Annotated in this window: 18 protein-coding genes and 1 pseudogene; 13 read left to right on the top strand and 6 right to left on the bottom strand. The window is 72.9% G+C overall.

All coding sequences use genetic code 11. The annotated features are described in order from the left end of the window. The 13 genes and pseudogenes from ACI8AK_RS04945 to ACI8AK_RS05005 all read left to right on the top strand — a co-directional run. Window positions 1-132: pseudogene (locus tag ACI8AK_RS04945) on the top strand (IS481 family transposase); the annotation flags it as partial. Between the two features lie 591 nt (window positions 133-723). Then, window positions 724-1,377 (top strand): ATP/GTP-binding protein, encoded by a 654-nt coding sequence (locus ACI8AK_RS04950; RefSeq protein WP_456955262.1) that lies wholly within the window; start codon window positions 724-726, stop codon window positions 1,375-1,377. After that, complete coding sequence (locus ACI8AK_RS04955; RefSeq protein WP_456955264.1) at window positions 1,374-2,075, top strand: SAF domain-containing protein; 702 nt, start codon at window positions 1,374-1,376, stop codon at window positions 2,073-2,075. Before ACI8AK_RS04950 ends, ACI8AK_RS04955 begins: the two co-directional genes overlap by 4 nt. A gap of 16 nt (window positions 2,076-2,091) precedes the next feature. Continuing rightward, window positions 2,092-2,919 (top strand): hypothetical protein, encoded by an 828-nt coding sequence (locus ACI8AK_RS04960; protein WP_456955265.1) that lies wholly within the window; start codon window positions 2,092-2,094, stop codon window positions 2,917-2,919. Then, complete coding sequence (locus tag ACI8AK_RS04965) at window positions 2,909-4,330, top strand: CpaF family protein (protein ID WP_456955267.1); 1,422 nt, start codon at window positions 2,909-2,911, stop codon at window positions 4,328-4,330. The genes ACI8AK_RS04960 and ACI8AK_RS04965 overlap by 11 nt, the downstream gene beginning before the upstream one ends. After that, window positions 4,327-5,235 (top strand): type II secretion system F family protein, encoded by a 909-nt coding sequence (locus ACI8AK_RS04970; RefSeq protein WP_456955268.1) that lies wholly within the window; start codon window positions 4,327-4,329, stop codon window positions 5,233-5,235. Before ACI8AK_RS04965 ends, ACI8AK_RS04970 begins: the two co-directional genes overlap by 4 nt. Beyond that, window positions 5,232-6,146 carry a type II secretion system F family protein gene (locus ACI8AK_RS04975; protein ID WP_456955270.1) on the top strand — a complete coding sequence of 305 codons (915 nt, stop codon included), beginning with the start codon at window positions 5,232-5,234 and terminating at the stop codon, window positions 6,144-6,146. The genes ACI8AK_RS04970 and ACI8AK_RS04975 overlap by 4 nt, the downstream gene beginning before the upstream one ends. A gap of 31 nt (window positions 6,147-6,177) precedes the next feature. Further along, entirely contained in the window at window positions 6,178-6,375 is a 198-nt protein-coding gene (locus ACI8AK_RS04980) for a hypothetical protein (protein WP_456955272.1), read from the top strand. Between the two features lie 4 nt (window positions 6,376-6,379). After that, complete coding sequence (locus ACI8AK_RS04985) at window positions 6,380-6,844, top strand: TadE/TadG family type IV pilus assembly protein (RefSeq protein ID WP_456955274.1); 465 nt, start codon at window positions 6,380-6,382, stop codon at window positions 6,842-6,844. Next, complete coding sequence (locus ACI8AK_RS04990; RefSeq protein WP_456955275.1) at window positions 6,841-7,266, top strand: TadE/TadG family type IV pilus assembly protein; 426 nt, start codon at window positions 6,841-6,843, stop codon at window positions 7,264-7,266. Before ACI8AK_RS04985 ends, ACI8AK_RS04990 begins: the two co-directional genes overlap by 4 nt. Further along, entirely contained in the window at window positions 7,263-7,703 is a 441-nt protein-coding gene (locus ACI8AK_RS04995) for a TadE/TadG family type IV pilus assembly protein (protein WP_456955276.1), read from the top strand. The genes ACI8AK_RS04990 and ACI8AK_RS04995 overlap by 4 nt, the downstream gene beginning before the upstream one ends. Further along, window positions 7,700-10,912, top strand: coding sequence for a LysM peptidoglycan-binding domain-containing protein (locus ACI8AK_RS05000; protein WP_456955278.1), 3,213 nt, complete (start codon window positions 7,700-7,702; stop codon window positions 10,910-10,912). The genes ACI8AK_RS04995 and ACI8AK_RS05000 overlap by 4 nt, the downstream gene beginning before the upstream one ends. 1,513 nt (window positions 10,913-12,425) lie before the next feature. Further along, a complete protein-coding gene (locus ACI8AK_RS05005) occupies window positions 12,426-13,208 on the top strand; it encodes a hypothetical protein (RefSeq protein ID WP_456955279.1) in 783 nt (260 codons plus the stop codon). Window positions 13,209-13,360: 152 nt separating this feature from the next. Here the strand turns inward: ACI8AK_RS05005 and ACI8AK_RS05010 are convergent, their stop codons facing one another. From ACI8AK_RS05010 to ACI8AK_RS05035, 6 genes are all read right to left on the bottom strand, one after another. Next, window positions 13,361-13,912 (bottom strand): hypothetical protein, encoded by a 552-nt coding sequence (locus tag ACI8AK_RS05010; protein ID WP_456955280.1) that lies wholly within the window; start codon window positions 13,910-13,912, stop codon window positions 13,361-13,363. Between the two features lie 300 nt (window positions 13,913-14,212). Beyond that, window positions 14,213-14,560 carry a DUF732 domain-containing protein gene (locus ACI8AK_RS05015; RefSeq protein ID WP_456955281.1) on the bottom strand — a complete coding sequence of 116 codons (348 nt, stop codon included), beginning with the start codon at window positions 14,558-14,560 and terminating at the stop codon, window positions 14,213-14,215. A gap of 303 nt (window positions 14,561-14,863) precedes the next feature. Beyond that, entirely contained in the window at window positions 14,864-15,616 is a 753-nt protein-coding gene (locus ACI8AK_RS05020; RefSeq protein ID WP_456955283.1) for a GIY-YIG nuclease family protein, read from the bottom strand. A gap of 863 nt (window positions 15,617-16,479) precedes the next feature. Beyond that, entirely contained in the window at window positions 16,480-16,734 is a 255-nt protein-coding gene (locus ACI8AK_RS05025) for a hypothetical protein (protein WP_456955284.1), read from the bottom strand. A 432-nt stretch (window positions 16,735-17,166) separates the two neighbouring features. Continuing rightward, window positions 17,167-17,790 carry a class F sortase gene (locus ACI8AK_RS05030; protein ID WP_456955285.1) on the bottom strand — a complete coding sequence of 208 codons (624 nt, stop codon included), beginning with the start codon at window positions 17,788-17,790 and terminating at the stop codon, window positions 17,167-17,169. A gap of 250 nt (window positions 17,791-18,040) precedes the next feature. Beyond that, window positions 18,041-18,502: a hypothetical protein gene (locus ACI8AK_RS05035; protein WP_456955287.1), complete on the bottom strand. Its 462-nt coding sequence runs from the start codon at window positions 18,500-18,502 to the stop codon at window positions 18,041-18,043. Between the last annotated feature and the right edge of the window lie 156 nt (window positions 18,503-18,658).

Raw genomic sequence — 18,658 nt, forward strand, 5'->3', positions numbered from 1 at the left:
TCAGCAGAACGCGCCGCTGCCTTGCCCGCCTGGCTACACACCTACAACCATCACCGCAGCCACACCGCGCTCGACGGACAGCCACCGATCAGCCGCACCACCGTCAGCAACGCAGCTGGGCACTACAGCTAGCGACTGGGAGCCGGAGATTCGGCGGTATGCGGGCGATCCCGCCGCTCTACTGGCTGTCACAGCGGTACGGGACTATGCGGCGCTCGGCCTGCGGCAGGAAGGCGACACAGCGGTCGATCTTGAGGTAACCGCCGTCGACCTGGCTGGTTCGGGAGGGCCCACGGTGCGGATCAGTGGCTGCTATGACAGCCAGAGCACGCGTGTGGTCAAGGTCGACAGCGGTGAGGCCATACCTCCAGGAACCCCGCCTCGGTACGTCTGGGACATCACGGTCACTCGCTACGACTCCGTGCCGGGTTCCCCTTGGTTGGTCAATGTTCTGGAGCCGCTGACGGACCGGCCATGCTGAGGCCGTCTCGGGTTGCCTTGCTGACGGCCGCAATGCTCGCCGCTCCTAGCCCGCTGAGTAGTGCCATGGCAGCTCCGCCCGTCGAATGCGCCAGAAAGGATGCGCAGACCGGCATCTGCCTAGTTGAGGCAACCTCTCAAGGACAGACAGCAGACGAGGTCGGGCAAGGAACCGGAAGCCCTAGTGAGGAAGGTCCGCAGGCTAGGGGTGGGGTCTCCGCACCTAGCCCGTGCACGTACAGCGTGGCCGAGCCGCAGCCGGCGCCGGACAGCGTGGTCTGGCAGGGGCAGACCGCGGCCGATGGCGTGGTGTACGTGCGGGCCTGTCCGCGCGGGGACGGGTCGGGCCTCGCCGCCGTCCTCGTCTTCGTGCCGAACGGCTCGGTGCCACCGGCACCCCCGGTGGATCCGCGGGTCTTAGCGGAGCAGGCCATCGCATCGCTGGTGATGCGCGCGCCGGAGATCCGGATGGCTCCGCCTCCGGGCTCGACCAGCGGGCTGGTCGGCCTGCCGGTGTGGATGTGGACCGAGCGGGGTGAGCAGTTCCTCGGCCCGACCCGGCAGTCGGTGTCGGCCGGTGGGGTCACGGTCACCGCCGTGGGCGAGGTGAGCCGCATCGCCTGGGACATGGGCGACGGCACCACCGTCGTCTGCGGCGCCGGGACGCCGTACACGCCCGGAGCTGCAGGGGAGTCCCCGGACTGCGGCCACGTCTACGCGCAGGCGTCGACCCGGCATGCGCCCGGGGGCGCGTGGCCGATCACCGCGACGAGCACCTGGACGATCACTTGGTCCGGCGGTGGCCTGTCGGGGACGGAGACGCTGGAGCTGTCGTCGTCGGCGGAGTTGGTCGTCGGTGAGCTTCACGTCCTCAACCAGGACGGCGGCAGCCGATGACCCGCACCCAGTCCCCGAGCACCGGCGCCCCGGGTCGCGCCGCGGCACTCAACGGATTGGCGGCGGCGCTGCCGCCCCCGCGCCGCCGCCGTCGCCCGGCGCTGCTGGCGTTGGCGGTGGCCATGGTGGTGCTCGGTGCGCTCGGCGCCGCCTACCTGGCCACGTCGCTGGGACAGACGTCCCCGGTCATCGCGGTCGCCCGCGAGGTGCCCTGGGGGCAGCCGATTACCGCCGCCGACCTGGTGCAGGCGCAGGTGTCCGCCGAACCGGCCCTGGATCCGATCCCGTACGCCGAGCGGGACCAGGTGATCGGCATGGTCGCGGCCACCACCCTGACGCCGGGGTCGCTGCTCACCCGCGAGGCGCTCACCACGCAGCCGCTGCCGCCTGCCGGTCAGCAACTGGTCGGCGTCGGTGTGGCGGCGGTCCAGCTGCCCGCGACGCCACTGCGACCCGGTGACGACGTGCTGCTGGTCCCGGTGGCCGGCAGCGGTGCGGCGGGGGCACCGGACACCGCGGGAGTGCCGGGCACGGCGGGAACGCCCGACCCGGTGGCGGCCACGGTGGTGCGGTCCGGATCGCCGGGCACCGACGGGCTGCGGGTGGTCGACGTGCTCGTCGACGCCGCCGACGGGCCGGACGTCGCGGCCCGCGCGGCCGCGGGTCTGGTCGCCATCGTCGTGGTGGCCGGCGAGTAGGCGAGGGGCGGCCGCCGTGTTGATCGCGCTGTGCTCGGCCAAGGGCGCCCCCGGCGTGACCACCGCCGCGCTGGCGCTGACGCTGTCCTGGCCGCGCGCGGCGGTGCTGGCCGAGCTGGACCCGGCCGGGGGCGACGTGCTGGCCGGCTACGGCCGGGCGCGGCTGGCCGCCGGCGGGCTGACCGAGCTGCAGCTGGCTGCCCGACGCGGCGGGCTCGCCGGGCAGCTGGACGCCCATCTGGTGCGGCTGGACGCCGGCGGGCGGGCGCGGCTGCTGCCCGGTCTGTCCGATGCGGCCACCGCGCGGCACGTGGACTGGGAGCGGCTGGCCGGCGCGCTCGCGTCGGTGGAGGACGGCGCGGTCGACGTGCTGGCCGACTGCGGGCGGCTGCGGGCCGCGCACTTCCCGGCCGCGGTGCTCCGCCGGGCGGCCGCGGTGGTCGTGGTGACCGGGTCGACGCTGCGGGCGGTGCGCGCGAGCGCCCAGGCGGTCGCCGAACTCCGCGACGAGGGAACCGGACTGGGCCCGGGGGCCGGCGCGTTGGCGGCGCTGGTGGTGGGGCCGGGGGAGCCGTACGGCGAGCGGGAGATCGGCGAGGCGGTGGGCGTGCCGGTCGTGGGGGTGCTGCCGCGGGACGCCCGGGCGGCGGCGGTGCTCAGCGACGGCACCCCGGCCGGGCGGCTGTTTCCCCAGTCGGCGCTGCTGCGGGCCGCCCGGTCCACGGCGGTCGGGCTGGCCGGGGTTGCCGCCGCCCGCGAGGGCCGGCTGACCCCGCCGCCGTCGATCCCACCGCCGTCGAGCTCCTTCATTTCGACGACCGCCGGAGGCGGCCGTGGCCGCTGACCCGATGACCGACGGTCGACCCGCCCGGCGCCCCGTCCGGGACCTGGACGAGCCACCGGCCGCGTTGGACTGGGCGCTGGTGCGCCGGCTGCACGAGACGACGGCGACGGCCCTGGCCGAGGAGCTCAAGCGCCGCCCGGCATTGACGCCGGGAGCGCAGCAGGAGCTGGCCCGCACCCTGGTCCAGGACGGCATCGACGGGCTGGTGCGCGAGCGGATGCGCGCCGGGCAGCCGGTGCCCACCCCGGCCGAGGAGCGGGCGATCGCGGAGGCGGTGTTCGCCGCGCAGTTCGGGCTGGGCCGGCTGCAGCCCTACGTGGACGACCCGCGCGTGGAGAACATCGAGGCGCACGGGCACGACAACGTGTGGATCGGCTACGCCGACGGCCGCGACGTCCGGGTCGGCCCGATCGCCGACTCCGACGAGGACCTGGTCCGGCAGCTGCAGCACATCGCCGCCCGCCTCGGCCGCGCCGAGCGGACGCTGACCACGGCCAGCCCGCTGCTGACCATGCGGCTGCCGGACGGGTCCCGGCTGGCGGCGGTGATCGAGACGGTGCCGCGCCCGCAGCTGGTGATCCGCCGGCACCGGATCCGCGACGTCGACCTCAATGACCTGATCGGGCTGCGGGCGCTGGACCGGCCGCTGGCGGAGTTCCTGCGCGCGGCGGTGCGGGCGCGGAAGAACCTCGTGGTCACCGGCGGGCAGGGCGCCGGCAAGACGCTGCTGCTGCGGGCGCTGGCCAACGAGCTCCCGGCCGGCGAGAACCTGGCCACCATCGAGAAGCACTTCGAGCTGCTGCTGCACGAGCTGCCCGACCGGCATCCCCGGGTGGTGCCGTTCGAGGCGCGGGAGGGCACCGGCGAGCGCGGCCCGGACGGCCGCCGCCTCGGCGAGGTGACGCTCACCGAGCTGGTGGAACAGGCGCTGGTGATGAACGTGTCCCGGGTGTGGCTGGGGGAGGTGCGCGGCGAGGAGGCGTGGCCGCTGATCGAGGTGATGGAGGCCGGCGAGGGCGGCTCGGCCTGCACCCTGCACGCCCGCTCGGCCGCGCACGCCTTCGAGCGGCTGGCCAACCTGTGCATGCGCGGCCGGCCCGGGGTGACCCCGGAGCACGCCTACCGGTCCTGCGCGTCGGCGATCGACCTGGTCGTGCACCTCGCCACCGTCGACGAGCGGTGGGCCGGCGGGGAGCGGCACCGGTTCGTCAGCCAGGTCGTGGAGTGCAACGGCATCGGCGAGGGCGGGCGCCCGGCGCTCACCGAGGTGTTCGCCCCCGGCCCGGACGGGCGGGCGGTGGCCGAGCACGATCCGGTGGACCTGGCCGACTACACCCGCGTCGGCTTCGATCCCGCCTGGCTGCGGCCCGCGCCCGGGCGCTGGGCCGGGGCGACCGGGAGCCGGCGGTGAGCGGCGCGGGCCTGCTGGCCGGGGCGTGCGGGGCGCTGCTGGTGGGCGGCCTGCTGCTGGCCGCCCAAGCCCTCACCGCCCCGGCGGCGCCGGCCCGGCCGCCGCGCCGCCGGCGGCGCGCCGCGGCGCCGGGCGATCCGCGCGGAGCGCGGCGCCGGCGGGTGCTGTGGGGGACCGCCGGCGCGGTGGCGGCCGGAGTGTGGCTGGAGTCGGGATGGCCGGTCGGCGGCGCCCTCGCCGGGGGCGCGGTGGTCGGGGTGCCGTGGCTGCTGGCGCAGTTCGCCGGCGGCACCGCCGCGGTGGAGCGGCTGGAGGCGCTGCAGGAGTGGGTACGCCGCGGCTCGGACGTGCTCGCTGCCGGCGGCGGGCTCGAGCAGACGCTGATCCGCTCGGCGCGCACCGCGCCCGCCCCAATCGAGGCGGAGGTGGCGACGCTGGCCGCCCGGCTGCAGGCCCGGTGGCCGACGTCGCGGGCGCTGCTGGCCTTCGCCGACGACCTCGACGACGCCGCCGGGGACCTGGTGGTCGCCGCGCTGCTGCTCGGCGCGGAGCTGCGCGGGCCGGGGCTGGCGCGGGTGCTGACCGAGCTGGCGGGCAGCCTCACCGACGAGGTCACCATGCGCCGCAAGGTCGAGGCCGACCGCGCCAAGCCCCGCGCCAACGCCCGCTGGCTGCTGCTGATCACCCTCGGCGCGGCCGGCCTGGCCGCGCTCAACGGGGACTACCTGGCGCCCTACGGCACCGTCCTGGGCCAGCTGGTGCTAGCCGCCATCGGCGGGCTGATCGTCGGCTGCCTGCTGTGGATGCGCCGGCTCACCGCCCCCGCGCCGTCGGCCCGTTTCCTGGTCGACCCCGACCGCGGCCGCCGGGCCGGGCGCGAGCCGGAGGAGGTGCCGGCGTCGTGAGCGGTCTCCAGGCGGCCCTGATCGGCGCCGGCGCGCTCGTGGGACTGGGGCTGTTTGTGCTGCTGCGCGCGGTCCTGGTGGTGGAGCAGCCGCGGCTGGCCGACGCGCTGGCCCGCCTGGACGGGCGCCCGGCCCCCGTCCCGGCCGGAGCCGGACCGGCGGCGGGGGACCGGTGGGCGCGCGCGGCCGGCCGCGCCGGGACGTGGGCCGCGGCCCGGCTGCCCGCCGCCGGGCGGCGGGCCCCGGCGCAGGCGCTGGCGCTGATCGGCTGGACGCCGGAGGGCTACGCCGCCCGCAAGATCGGCCTGGCCGCCTTCGGCGCGGTGTTCGCGCCGCTGCTCACCGCCGTGCTCGGCGTGGCCGGCGTCCGGCTGCCGGTGCTGGTGCCGGTGGCCGGGTCGCTGGCGCTGGCCGGCGGGCTGTTCCTCGTCGTCGACCTCGTGGTGCGCGACCAGGCCGCCGAGGCGCGCGCCCAGCTGCGCCGCGCGCTGTGCTCCTACCTGGACCTGGTCAGCCTCCGCCGCGACGCCAGCGAGGGGCCCACCATCGCCCTGGAGCGGGCCGCCGCCGTCGGGGAGGGCTGGGTGTTCCGGCGGATCACCGACGCGCTGCTAACCGCCCGGCTGGCCGGCGACCCGCCCTGGGACGGGCTGCGCCGGCTGGCCGCCGACACCGGCGTCGGGGAGCTGGCCGACGTCGCCGACATCGCGGTGGTCGCCGCGCAGGAGGGCGCCTCGATCGCCCCCACCCTGCGCGCCCGCGCCGCCTCGCTGCGGGTGCAGCTGCTGGCCGAGGAGGAGGCGGCGGCCAACACCGCCAGCGAGAAGCTCACCGCCCCCGTCGCGCTGCTGTCGATCGCGTTCCTGCTGCTGTTCCTCTATCCCGCCCTGGCCCGGCTGCTGGCCACCTGACCGCCCACCCCGACCGAGAAGGACACCCCCGATGATCCCGTTGATCAGCATCCTCACCGCGCTCATGGCGGCGCTGCGCGACCGGCTCCGCGCGGTCCGGGCCGCACCGGAGCGGGGCTCGCTGTCGGTCGAGCAGGTGGTCATCACCGTGGCCCTGATCGGCATCGCCGTCGCGCTGGTGGCGGTCATCGCCAACGCTGTCACCTCGCGCTCGTCCCAGATCCAGTAGCGCCGTGGCCCGCCCCGCCAGCCTCCGCGGCCCCGAACCGCCGGCCCGGCCCGGCCGTGCCCGGGGCGGCCGGACCGCCGGCGCGGCAGGCCGGAGGCCGTCGGGGGAGCGCGGCGCGGCGTCGGTGGAGCTGGCGGTCACCTTCCCGGTGGTGCTGCTGCTGGTCATGACGCTGATCCAGGCGGCGCTGTGGTTCTACGCCCGCTCCGTCGCGCTCGGCGCCGCGCAGGAGGGCGCCCGGGAGGGCCGGGTGCAGCCTGCCTCGACCGCCCGCGCCCAGTCCGCCGCGGAGGACTTCCTCGACCGCACCGCCGCCGACCTGCTCACCGGCCGGGACGTGACGGTGAGCGGCTCGCCGGCCAGCATCGCGGTGACGGTCACCGGCACCTCGCTGAGCCTGTTTCCCGGCCTGCCGGGATGGTCGGTCACCCAGACCGCCGTCGGTCCCGTCGAACGGCCCGCACCGTGAGCGCCGGTGTGGGGGAGCGGGGGTCGGTGTCGGTGGAGCTGGCGCTGCTGGCCCCGGCGTTCCTGCTGCTGCTGTCCTTCGCCGTCCTCGCCGGGCGCGCCCAGATCGCCGAGGGCGCCGTGCAGGAGGCGGCCCGGGCCGCCGCCCGGGAGGCCTCGCTCGCCCGCGACGCCGCGACCGCCGCCGCGCTGGCCGGCGAGCAGGCCGAGCGGACCCTGGCCGCCCAGGACCTCCGCTGTGAGGGCACCCGCGTCGACTTCGACACCGCCGGCTTCGCCGCGCCGCCCGGCGAGCCCGGGGACGTCACCGTCACGATCAGCTGCGCCGTCGGCATAGCCGACCTGCTGGCCCCTGGCCTGCCCGGATCGATCACCGTCGAGGCGGCCTTCACCAGTCCCGTCGACGCCTACCGCGAGCGATGAGCACCCGGCAGCGGCTCCGGCGGCCGTACTCCGAGCGCGGGGCGATCAGCGTGTTCCTCGCCGTCCTCGTGCCCGGCCTGCTGCTGATCATCGGCCTGGCCGTCGACGGCGGCGCCAAGGTGGCCGCCACCCAGCGCGCCGACGCCATCGCCGACGAGGCCGCCCGCGCCGGCGGCCAGGCCCTCGACGTCGCCGCCGCCCTCGCCGGGCAGGTCCGGGTGGACCCGGCCGCCGCAGTCGCCGCGGCGCAGGGCTACCTGGCCCGCAACGACGTGGCCGGTGTGGTGACCGTCGTCGACGGCGACACCCTGCAGGTGACCACCACCATCACCCAGCCCACGACCTTCCTCGGGCTGATCGGCATTGCCACCCTGACCGTCGAGGGCTCCGGGACCGCCGACCTGGTCACCGACGAGAGCGGGGGAGCGGGCCCATGACCACCACCGCGCGGACGACCGACCTGCTGCGCCGGCTGGTCGCCCTCCTGGTCCTGGCGACCGGGGTCCTCGGCGTGCCCGCCGCGCTGTGGCGGCTCGGCGGCGCGTACCTGCCCGATGAGCTGCCGTCCTGGGCGGAGGTCACCGCCGCGCTGAGCGGACCGGACACCGGCGCGCTGTTCCTCGGGCTGCTCGTGGTCGTCGGCTGGGCCGCCTGGGCGGTCCTCGCCCTGTCGGTGGCCGTCGAGTTGGCCGCACAGTTGCGCGGACTGCCGCCGCTGCGCCTTCCCGGCCTCGCGGCGCCGCAGCGGCTGGCCGGGCTGCTGGTGGCCGCCGTGGTCGGCGCCGGCTCCGCGCCGCTGCTCGCCGTGCCCGCGCTGGCAGGACCGCCGGTCGGAGTCGAGCAGCCGGTCGAGGAACCCGCGCCGGCGCCCGTCCCGGCCCCGGATCCTCCTCTGGCCGCCCCCTCGACCCAGGGCCCGACCTACACCGTGCAGCCACGGGACACCCTCGGCCGCATCGCCGCCCACTACCTGGGCGACTGGACCCGCTTCGAGGAGATCGTCGACCTCAACCGCGGCCGGACCCAGCCCGACGGCGGCGCGCTCGGCGATCCCGGGTCGATCCGCCCGGGCTGGGTGCTGGTCCTCCCCGCCGACGCCGCCGTCCCCGCCGGCGACCCGACGGCGGCTGCGGTGACCGTGCAGCCCGGGGACACCCTCGCCGACATCGCGGCGGAGCGCGGGCTGGACGGCTGGCGGCCGATCTTCGACCTCAACGCCGGCGAGCCCCTGCCCGGCGGCGGCCTGTTCACCGATCCTGACCTCATCCAGCCCGGCCAGGTGCTGGACCTGCCCGCCGTCGCTGCACCCGTCCCCGCGCCGCCTCCGCCGGCCGACACCGCGCCCCCGCAGACGACCCCACCGCCGGGGGACGGGCCGACGCCGCCTCCCGAGGCGCCGTCGACGGCACCGGCTCCGCCCCGGGACGCGAACCCTTCTGCCGCTCCCGATCCGACGCCCACTGCCGCGGACGACGACGCCGAAGAGCAGTCACCATCGGAGCTGGCGGCCATGCTCACCGGCGCCGGAGCCCTGCTCGCCGCCGGCCTCGGAACGGCGTGGCTCGCCCACCGCCGCCGGCGCCTGCGCCGCCGCCGGACCGGCCGCCGGCTGGCTCCGCTGCCGCCGGAGCTGGCCGCCACCGAGACCGCCCTCACCTCCGCGGCCGAGGCCGGCCGGGCTGACTACGCCGCGCTCGACCGCGCGCTCCGCATCCTGTCCGTGCTCGTCGCCGAGGACCCCGGCGGGCGCCTGCCCGACGTCGTCGCCGCCCGGCTGGACGACCGCCAGCTGCAGCTGCGGCTCGCCGCGCCGGCCGACCGGCCACCGCCGCCTCCGTGGACCGCCGACGACGACGGTCTGTGGTGGTCCGTCGAGCTCGACGCGGACACGGGCGTCGACGGCGCCGTGGCCCGAGCCCGGCTGGCCCCGTACCCGACGCTGGTCAGCCTCGGCACCGACGGCCGGCAGCGCTGGCTGCTCGACCTCGAGCACCCCGGCGCCGTGCGGGTCAGCGGACCGGCCGACCGGCGGGAGGACCTCGCCCGCTTCCTGGCCGCCGAGCTCGCCGTCAACGGCTGGTCGGACCTGCTCACCGTCACCGCCGTCGGGTTCGGGGGCGAACTCATCGACCTCGCCCCCGACCGGATCCGCTCGGTCGAGGAGGCCTGCGCTGCCGACCTGCAGACCGTGCTGAAGGAAGTCGGCGAGCGCGACGACGAGGACGTGCTGCAGGGGCGGCTGCAGGCAGCGACCGGCACCGGCTGGATGCCGCACGTCGTCCTCGCCCCGCACCGCCCCGACGACGGCGACGGCCTGGCCGAGGCCGCCGCCGCACTGCGCGGCCGGAGGGACCGCAGTCCGGTCGTCCTGGTGCTCGGTGCCGAGCCGGCGCAAGAGGGCGACGAGTGGCTGGTCACGGTGACCGAGGACGGGTCGCTGCACCTGCCTGCTCTCGGTCTGCACCTGCCGGCGCCTCAGCTCACCGTTCAGCAGGCCCGCGACATCGCCACGCTGCTGGCCTTCGAGCGCGACGCCGCAGACCAGCCCATCCCCGCCGCCGAGGGCGACCGGCCCTGGCAGGCACACACCGACGCCGGCGGCGCCCTGCGCGACGACGTGCTCCCGCGTGAGAGCGGCGAGCCAACCGCACCCGTTGCCCCGCTCCGGCCCAGCCAGCGCGGCTCCTCGGCTGCCGCGCCCGACCCGGCGCCACCGCAGTCGGCCGACAGTGGTGGAGCACCCACCGGGCCCCCGGCCGGCGACGGTGTCGCGGCGGTCGACCGTCCCCGCGCGACCGGATTGCGCAGGAGGCTCGAGGACGACCTCGAGCAACTGGACCGCGACCTCGCCGACTGGTGGGATCCCGACTGCACCCGGCCGCGGCTGACCCTGCTCGGCCCGGTCAGGCTGCGCGCACACGGCGACGAGCAGGCCGTCGCCAAGTCCGGGCTGCGCCGCCGCTACGAGGAAGCGGTTGCCTACCTCGCCACCCGCCCGCACGGCGCCACCGTCGACGAGGCCGCCACCGCCCTGGAGCCCGCGCGCGGTGGGAGGAGCGACCCGGTCAGTGCCCGCGCCTACGTGCACCGGATCACCGCCGGCGCCCGCGCTTGGCTCGGCACCGACCCCGCCACCGGGGAGAAGCACCTCAGCTCCGGGCACCGCGGCCCCTACGCGCTCACCAACGTCCTCGTCGACGCCGACCTGTTCCGCCAGCTGCGCGCCCGCGCCGGCGTGCGCGGCGACGACGGCATGCCCGATCTGCTGGCGGCGCTGCAGCTGGTGTCCGGACCGCCCTTCGCCCAACGTCCCTCAGGCTACGAGTGGCTCGGCGGCCTGGACCTCACGCTCACCGCGGCGATCTGCGATGTCGCCCACCAGGTCGTCACGGCAGCACTCGCTCATGACGACCTGGATGCCGCCCGTGCCACCAGCGCCACCGCGCTCCTGGTCGCGCCGGACGACGAAAGGGTCCTGCTGGATGCCATGCGGGTCGCCTATCGCGCAGGCAATCGCGCCGAAGCCGAGACCTACGTCGCCCGCCTCATCGACGTCCACGACGGGGACGATGAGATGGACCTACCCCTCAGCACCGCTGAGACCATCACCCGCGCTCGCCGTCAGTACCTCGATCGCGCTTCGTGAGGACACATGCCGGCAAGGCGACGCTCTTCAGCTACCTGGCGTTGGCAGCTTGATGGGGCTTGCGGATCTCACATCCCGGCCTGTGACGAGACGTCCTCCTTCTGCCAGACGTCCGCACTGTGGCTGGCCGAGTGGGACCAAAACCAGCGATCAATGATCACGCCAGTGACATTGTGGCGTTCTGGCAGTCGCTGACGGTGTCCTGTCAAGCCAAGTACGATATCGAAGGGGATCCGAACGTCGACGACTCTGCTGCACAAATCTGGCAATTCCTGCACGCTCTCGGTTACAGGTGTGCTCAATAGCACAATCTCGTCAACGGGTAGCCTGTTTCTGGCCGCGAGCGCCACGACCTCACCTCCGTAGCTGTGAGCGAAGACTGTTCGAAGTCCTGCGGGTGCGCGATCCGTCGCCCAGTCGACAAGATCCTGTGCGGCCAACTGTCGATGACTGCCCCGGAGGGATCCGTCCCAACTGAAGCGCGCACCTCGCTGATATAGGTCGGATCGATGGTGGCAATGAATAAACTGGAAGAAGTCCCCAGTCGGTCGCCACCAGTCGCCCCTCCAGGCCCAGGTTCCATGCACCATGGTGGATACGGCGTTCGCGTGTTGTTGATTCGGTTGTGGCGTCTGCAGATGCGCTGGCTGCTCGAGGTTGACCGGAGCGAAAGCTGCTGCGGCAATCTCTCGAGTTATCGGATCGGTAGACCTGAGTGCCCGACCAAGGCGCTGACGAAGCAAGTCGCTAACTGCACGAATGCGGGAGGCCCAACGTGAAGTCAGGCGATTCCAGCATCGCCACTCCCAATCGTAGCCATCCCACCAGGTCAAGTCGTCAGGGTAGCTAGTTGCGTTTGGGTCGGTCAGTGACCACCGAGGGAAACGGAAAACCTGCCACGGGCTCTCGGGTGAGGCAAGGATGCGCCAGAGGGCGGAGGCTGCAGTTGCCGACTCACGTTCTAGTGGGCTCCGCAGCAGTTCGACCAAGAAGACAACCGCGTCATCCAGTCTGGCGGAATTCGCTAAGCTCTCCCAGCGACGAACGCGCGCAGAATCGGGTTCTTCATCGAAGGTAGCTGTCTGTAAGCGCTCTAGCGGGTTGTCCTCGTTGGAAGGCTGTCGTTCGAGCAGCCGGGTGGAAAATCCGAGCTGGGTCAGTTCGACGAATATATCGGCGAGCGCCTCTCGGCGACCAAGCGCCCAAGTTGCTAGTCCGGCCGCGCGACACGCGTTCGTGCCTTCATTTATAGGGATAGCAACTAAGCTCGTAGGTCCGTCAAGAATTTCGATCGATTCGGGGAGTCCATCAGAAGACTCGGTCACTAGATTGTCCTAAGGGGCGGGCGGCGATTGCCGCAAGGTGCAGCTGTCCACCCGCGGTATCGGCAGACCGCTCGATGACCTTGACGGGAGAGGTGCCGGGCTCGCGCCCGCGCAGGTCCGCGGCGCTTACCTCGAGCGGAGGCGCCGCCAGTACGTGAGGCCGCCATAGAAGCCCGCACGTCGGCATCTTGGTGTTCGTCGTCCCGCCGCGCCGCGTCGCGATCCTCATGGACGAGCTCATCGGCCTCTACCCGCTGACGCCCGGCGGCACGACTGGCCCGTGGTGGATCGCCCGGACCGCCGACGGCATGACCGTCGCCGTGATCAGCTGGGAGGACCTCCTCACCCGCATCGCCGGGGTCGCTGACCAGGCCGTCGCCGAGGACACCCGCCAGCTGCTGGGCCTGGTGCGCAAGGTCGATGACCACAGCTTCGTCCCGTGGACCATCGAGCAGCGCACCGACCAGGACCTGCCCCGCCGCATCCTGACGTTGGCGTCGGTCGTCGACACCGTTCACCGGCGTCTGCTCACCTGCGGCGCTGCGACCACCACCGGGCGTCGGCAGACGATCACCCGCGGCGGACCGCTCGCGTACGGCAAGCGAATGCGGCTGGGCAACGCCGTTGTGACCCTCCGAGTGAGCTTGGAGCTGTGGGCTCGGCACGGACGGTCCCCGCTGTGGCTGACGTTCAGCCGCAGCACGGCGGCCGCCGCCCACCGGGCCTTCCCCGGGCAGGTGATCGAGGCCGACGGCTGGATCGCCGTGCCGGTGGAGCTGCCGGTCAGCACGTTTCAGGCCGGTGTCGTCGACCACCTGCAACGGTGGCTGACCGACGCCGGCCAGCGGCTGGCCGCGGCGCTCGCGGGGCAGGTCCCGCCCGACGACGGCGACTTCGACGACGGCGACTCCGACGGCGACTCCGACGGCGACCTTGAGCCCGGCGGCTCCGAGGAAGGTCCCGACGTCTAGGTGGTTCCGGCGCCGAACAGGGGCGCCACAAGTCCGGTCAGCGTGAGCGCCAGAGACACCAGAGCCACGGACGCGATCATGCCTGCTGGCTGCTCGGCTTGAGCCTGGCCCGTCGACTATTCGGCGGCCGACCGGCCAGGCTCTTCGTCGTCTCAGGACAAACCGGCGACGGCAGCCTCGTACTCAGCCGCCACGGACGGGGGCAGCTCGCCAGTGACACGGACGAGGATCGGGCCGGCCAGGTAGTGATACTCCGTGCCAGCGACCGGGCCGAGGCTCTGCAGGGCCTCCTGGATGTAGTCCGACCGGGCTTGCGCGTCGGCGTCGTTGGCGAACACCTCGATCGAGCCGCCCCCCTCGTTGCCAGGCTCGGCTGGGTCGATCGGCGCGCCAACGCGACTGTCGGCGAACGCCACCTTGGACACGTACTGCCCCGGCCGCCCGATGAGGTCGTTCGCGTCGTTGGCCTCCGTGATCACCGCGCTGTCGGTGATGGGCAGCCCGGCGTCCTTCAGGCTGGCCAGGGCGGTCTCCGCGTCCATCGCCTGGGCACTCGTGGACGGTGCGGCCGCGGTCGCGGAGTCGGGTGCGGCGGCGCTCGGGCTGGACTCGGTGACCTGGGCGGTCGCCTCCGCGGAATCCCCACCCCCGCAGCCGGCGGTGAGCGCCGCCGCCGCGATGGTCACGATGATCGTCTTGCGCATGAGGTAGGTATCGGCAGGCTGGCGTCAACTCCGGATCGTCCCCGCTGCAGCCCCGCCCGGTCGCGGTGGCGTCCGGTAGCTGTTGGGCCGCCCTTCGCCCGGTCCGGCGACGCCCCCCCGACGGTGGGGTGATGCGGGCGTGACCGCAGACGTGACGGCCGCCCTCGTGTTCGCAGGGCAGCCCCACGGCGGAGGTCGAGCGGGGTAGCCGAGAGTCACGTTGCCTATTCGTCCGGATGCCGCTGGTCAAGAACCCTCATGCATCGAAGGCGTGGCTAATGCTGCCCGACTCGTCGTCGACTATTCGACCAAAGGCAAGTATTCGGGGCAGTATGCATTTACCGCCAGGTACACGACGCCGTCCGCCTCTGAGGCCATGAGTCCACTGTTGATGAAGAATGACTCCACCTCGCGGTCGCTCATGCCCTGGTCGAAAGCGGCGCAGATGTCATGGCCGAGGCTGGCCACATCCGCATCTGAGTACCCAGGGTCGCCGGCATTCCCCGATGGGTCGCTGTCGTAGTCGGTCGAGTAGTCGGTATTTCCTGACGTGTCCCCGCCCCCGCCAGAGTCCGGAGTGGGATCGTCGCACCCGTCGAACACGCTCATCACAAATGCGATGGCAACGATCGCACCGAAAAAGCGCATGAGAAGGCCCTCATCTCCGGACGTAGGTGGCGTCGCTGTTGGTTCCCAAGGCTCTGTCGGCAGCGCAGGCGTGACGCTGAAGCCGAGCCTTCGACGAGTCGGCACCCCAGACCGCCTATTGGACCTCCTTCCCTCATGCCGTCACGCGCCGCGCTCCACGTAGGCGGATCATCCCCACGTTCCGAGCGGCGAAGCACAGCCCCCGGTGGCCCCGTCGGTGGCTACTCCAGCGGGGCGTCGGGTGGGCTCTCGTGCCTTCGAAGGGGGTCACACCGTTCAGATGTCGCTCGGCCAGTGCTTGATCTAGCGTCCGCCGACTCCAGGATTCGGTAGGACGGGCAGTGCGTCGGCTGCGGCGACGCACTGCTTCCGCACACGCGTGAGTTCCGCGTGGAACGCATTTCGGCCGTTGCCGTCGAGGTTGAGTGGAAGGTCCAACATGGCGATGAGCTGGTCCTCCAGCTCCCACGGGCGCTCGTGTTCGACAAAGCTGACGCGCGCGTGATCGGCCATCCATCTGGATAGTGCCTGCTCGCCTTCGACAAAGGTGTGCCTTCGACCTGACCCGACCCTGCGGAGCTGGATGCCGAGTTCTTCGGCCAGAAGACATCCCAGGGTCTTGCGCAACGTCGAACCCTCGGCGTTGCCAGCGTAATGAGTCTCGATGCGCTCACGAAGGTGGCTCTTGCTCGGCGGGCGTCCGTTCCGCGGGGGCCGCTTGGGGCTGATCCCGGTGTAGAGCAGTGTGAGACCACGCCAGCTGCGGCATCCGGTGACGTTCATCGAGGTCGGCAGGCGGTCGAACCACCAGCCATAGACGCCCGGAGCAGCGGGAACGGGGGAGGGCCTGGCGAGCACCTCCTCGCGACGCCACACCCGCTCCGGCGTCAGGAACGGAGTCGCGTCGTCGGACATGTCGGCGCTCACACCGAGGACACTAGGCCGCACGGATCGCCCGATGGCTTGCCCACGAAATGATCGTCTTGCGCATGAGGTGAACATCAGCAGGCTGGCGGCAAAAGAGATAACCATCGTGCGGTCGAAGTCGAGCACCATCGTCCCGATCGTCATGCTCTACGCCGTCGTCATCGCCGGCCCCGAGGTCGTTGAGCCAGGGCCCCACGTCAGTGAGGACCGGACCTCAGAGACGACCTGGACCTCCAACCGAGATCACCTACGTCCGTGGGGAGGGTGCGGTCCGCTTCAGCTTCATGCCGGTTTCGCCAGGATCACCTCGTCCTCCCCTTGTGGTCCGCATCTCCTACCGGTTGCATCGGTAAACCACCGGATCGTCACGCCAGCGAGGGTCCTCGGGCCGACGGCTGGGCCCAACGGCCAGGATGCCGGGCTCAACTCCGTCCAACTCATAGTCGGCCGAGCCCACGTCGGCCCACCCAGACGGAGGACGCCAGGGACGCAGAGGTCCTTGCGTCCCCAGGACGAACCCGGCCGGACTCCTGAGGTGCTCGACGCCACCGTCTGACAGTCGCAGGACGGGCGTACGGCGTGTCGCTCCTGGCGTGTCGCAGGAACTTTTCGTGCACGTCGACGACCACTACCCGGGCGTCGAGGAGGCCTGTACAGGGAGGTCAGTGCGTACGCGTGATGAGCGCAATTCGGTGCATTGACCCAGAACTAGCCGTGCGGGGCCAGGACCTTGCCCCGTCAAGGCGGTCTGGCCTCTCACCTGCGGATACGCGTTTGCTGGCGTTGGTTACCGCTTGAGAGCTGCGGACGTTCTGCGGACTAGCTGCGGACCGGTGGACGAGCAATCCAGTACTGCCCCGCGACACAGCACCGCACCGTCCCCGGGGGCTCACGCCCAGGGCGGGGCGGGTTCGCGGGCGTGCTACCGCGACGCCGGCCCCCTGCCCGGCTCGCCAGATGAGCAGTCGCGTTGAGCGGATCGGGTCCGCCGCTTAGCCAGGGGGCGTCACGCCCTCGCACTGGTTGGTGGCGAGCGAGCTGACGGCTGCAAATTCTGCCTGGTCGTGTGCGAGGCCGGAGACGACGACCGAGCCGCCGAACCCAGGCGCCACCTGGTTGGCTGCGGCGACCAGTTCGCCGCAGTGACCGGGGTCGGTTGGCGGGGCAGCCGAGGCCGCGCCTAGGCCGGCCATCGTCATGGCGACGACCGCGCCGGTGATGAGTCCTGTACGGGCGACGATCCTCACGAGATCTACCTCCGCACTCCGGGCTGCCGCCCTATGCCACGGCAGCGAGGACGACGTGACGGTAGATGGCGAGACCCGGAACGGGCAGGGGCCTTGGGCTCTGCGGATGCTCTCGGCCGGCCAGTGAGCTCCGCCGGTCACCACGTCGGCAAAGCTTCAGTGTGGCGCGACGCCGCCCCGCCCCGGGGGTTTCACGACCAGGGCGGGGCGGGTTCGCGGGCGTCGTTACCTCGACGCCGTCTCGGACAAACCCTCGAGGCACTCGCCGATCGCGTCATGCAGCGCACGCAGCCGGTCGATGTCGGCGTTGAACGACCGCATCGCCACTATCGTCACAGCTATAACCACGTTGTGTGAGCGAAGCACCACACGGCCTGGAGCGACCCACAACTCCGCGCCGGTGTTCTAAGCCACCTAGGCTGTACTGCCTGATCAGCCGACCGCTGCGAGGCTGGCGAACACGATGATGTTGTCCTCGTAGTCCCCCGAGTCCTCGTCGAACGCTCCGCCGCACGTGATGAGGCGGAGGCCAGCGTGGTCGATGTCGCCGTAGACCTCTTCGGTCGGGAAGTCGTCCTTGGCGTGCTCCTCGACGCGGTCGACGCGGAAGGTCGCAACGGTGCCATCGGCGCGGTCGACGACGACGGTGTCCCCGGGGCGCAGCTCCCGTAGGCCGTAGAAGGCTCCCGGTTCGCCCTCCCAGTCCACGTGGCCGGCGAGGACAGCGGGCCCGAGCTGGCCGGGGGTGGGGCTGCCGTCGTACCAGCCCACGGGATAGGCCCCCGGCGGAACCTCCATGGAGCCGTCCCGCTCCAGGCCGAGCTCCATGACCTGGGATGTGGCTCCGAGGGCCGGTATCTGGACCCGAGTGGGAGTGCTGGCCGGCAGTTGCGGTGCGGTGACCGCCGAACTGGCCAGCTCGGCAGCTGGCACGGACGGGGTCGCGGTCGCGGGGACCGGCGGGGCGACCACGGCGAGGGGCTCGTCGAGTCGGACGGGGTCGTTCGCGCCCTGGGGCAGGACGACGACCGCGGCGATTCCTGCGGCGGCGAGCACCGCCGATGTGCACCCCCAGACACGGGCGGCACGTGGCCGGGCGCTACGGACAGCCCGGCGACTGGGCTGTCCGTAGCGGGTGACTCGGGGCGGCCGGGCGAGCAGGACCTCAAGCTGGGCGTCGGTGCTCGACGCTTGCGCCGAAGGGAGTGGCGGGGGGTACGCCCCGACGATGCGCACCGCGCCACCCGCCCCGGCCACGGTGTGGCCGGGGCGGGTGTCGGGTGCGCGGTGCCGCACGTCGCGAAGGTCAGACGGTCGCGCGGGAGCTGCGCCGGGCAGCGAACGCGGCCCCACCGGCCGCGGTTAGAGCGACGCCGCCCAGGACGTAGGGCAGCGCGCTGGCGTCGCTGGACGAGCTGCCGTCGCCGGCGGCCACGGCCCCCGCCGGACGGCTGGTCACCTGGCTCGTGGTACCGGGGGTCACCTGGCTCGTGGTGCCGAGGGCCATGGCGGCGGTGACGGTCCCCGGGTTAGCGACGTAGTCGTGCTCCTCGCAGGCCACGCCGGGAACGCCAGTGGAGCCGGTGCCGATGGGGCCATCCAGGCCGTTCGGGTCGCTCGTGTCGGCGTCGTAGACCGCCTGGGCGTCCGCCTGCGAGACGAAGTCCGGGCAGTTGTATCGGTCGGCGGCCTGGGCGGTGCCCGCGAAGCCGAAGGACAAGGCGGCCGTCATGAGGATGCCGGCGGCGGCGGTGGTGCGGAGACGCATGTTCTCTCCCGGTGAGGGGTGCTGAGGTCCCCGTCACCATCTCCCGCTGTGCTTCTCGACCCGGGCATCCGTCGCGGCGTGCTCAAACGGAACAGGTTCTCCTCCATTAGCAACCTTTGCCTGCGAAGTCACTTCTGCCACTGGAGTCCCTGCGTC

It is taken from the genome of Geodermatophilus sp. SYSU D00867 (genome assembly GCF_054050315.1).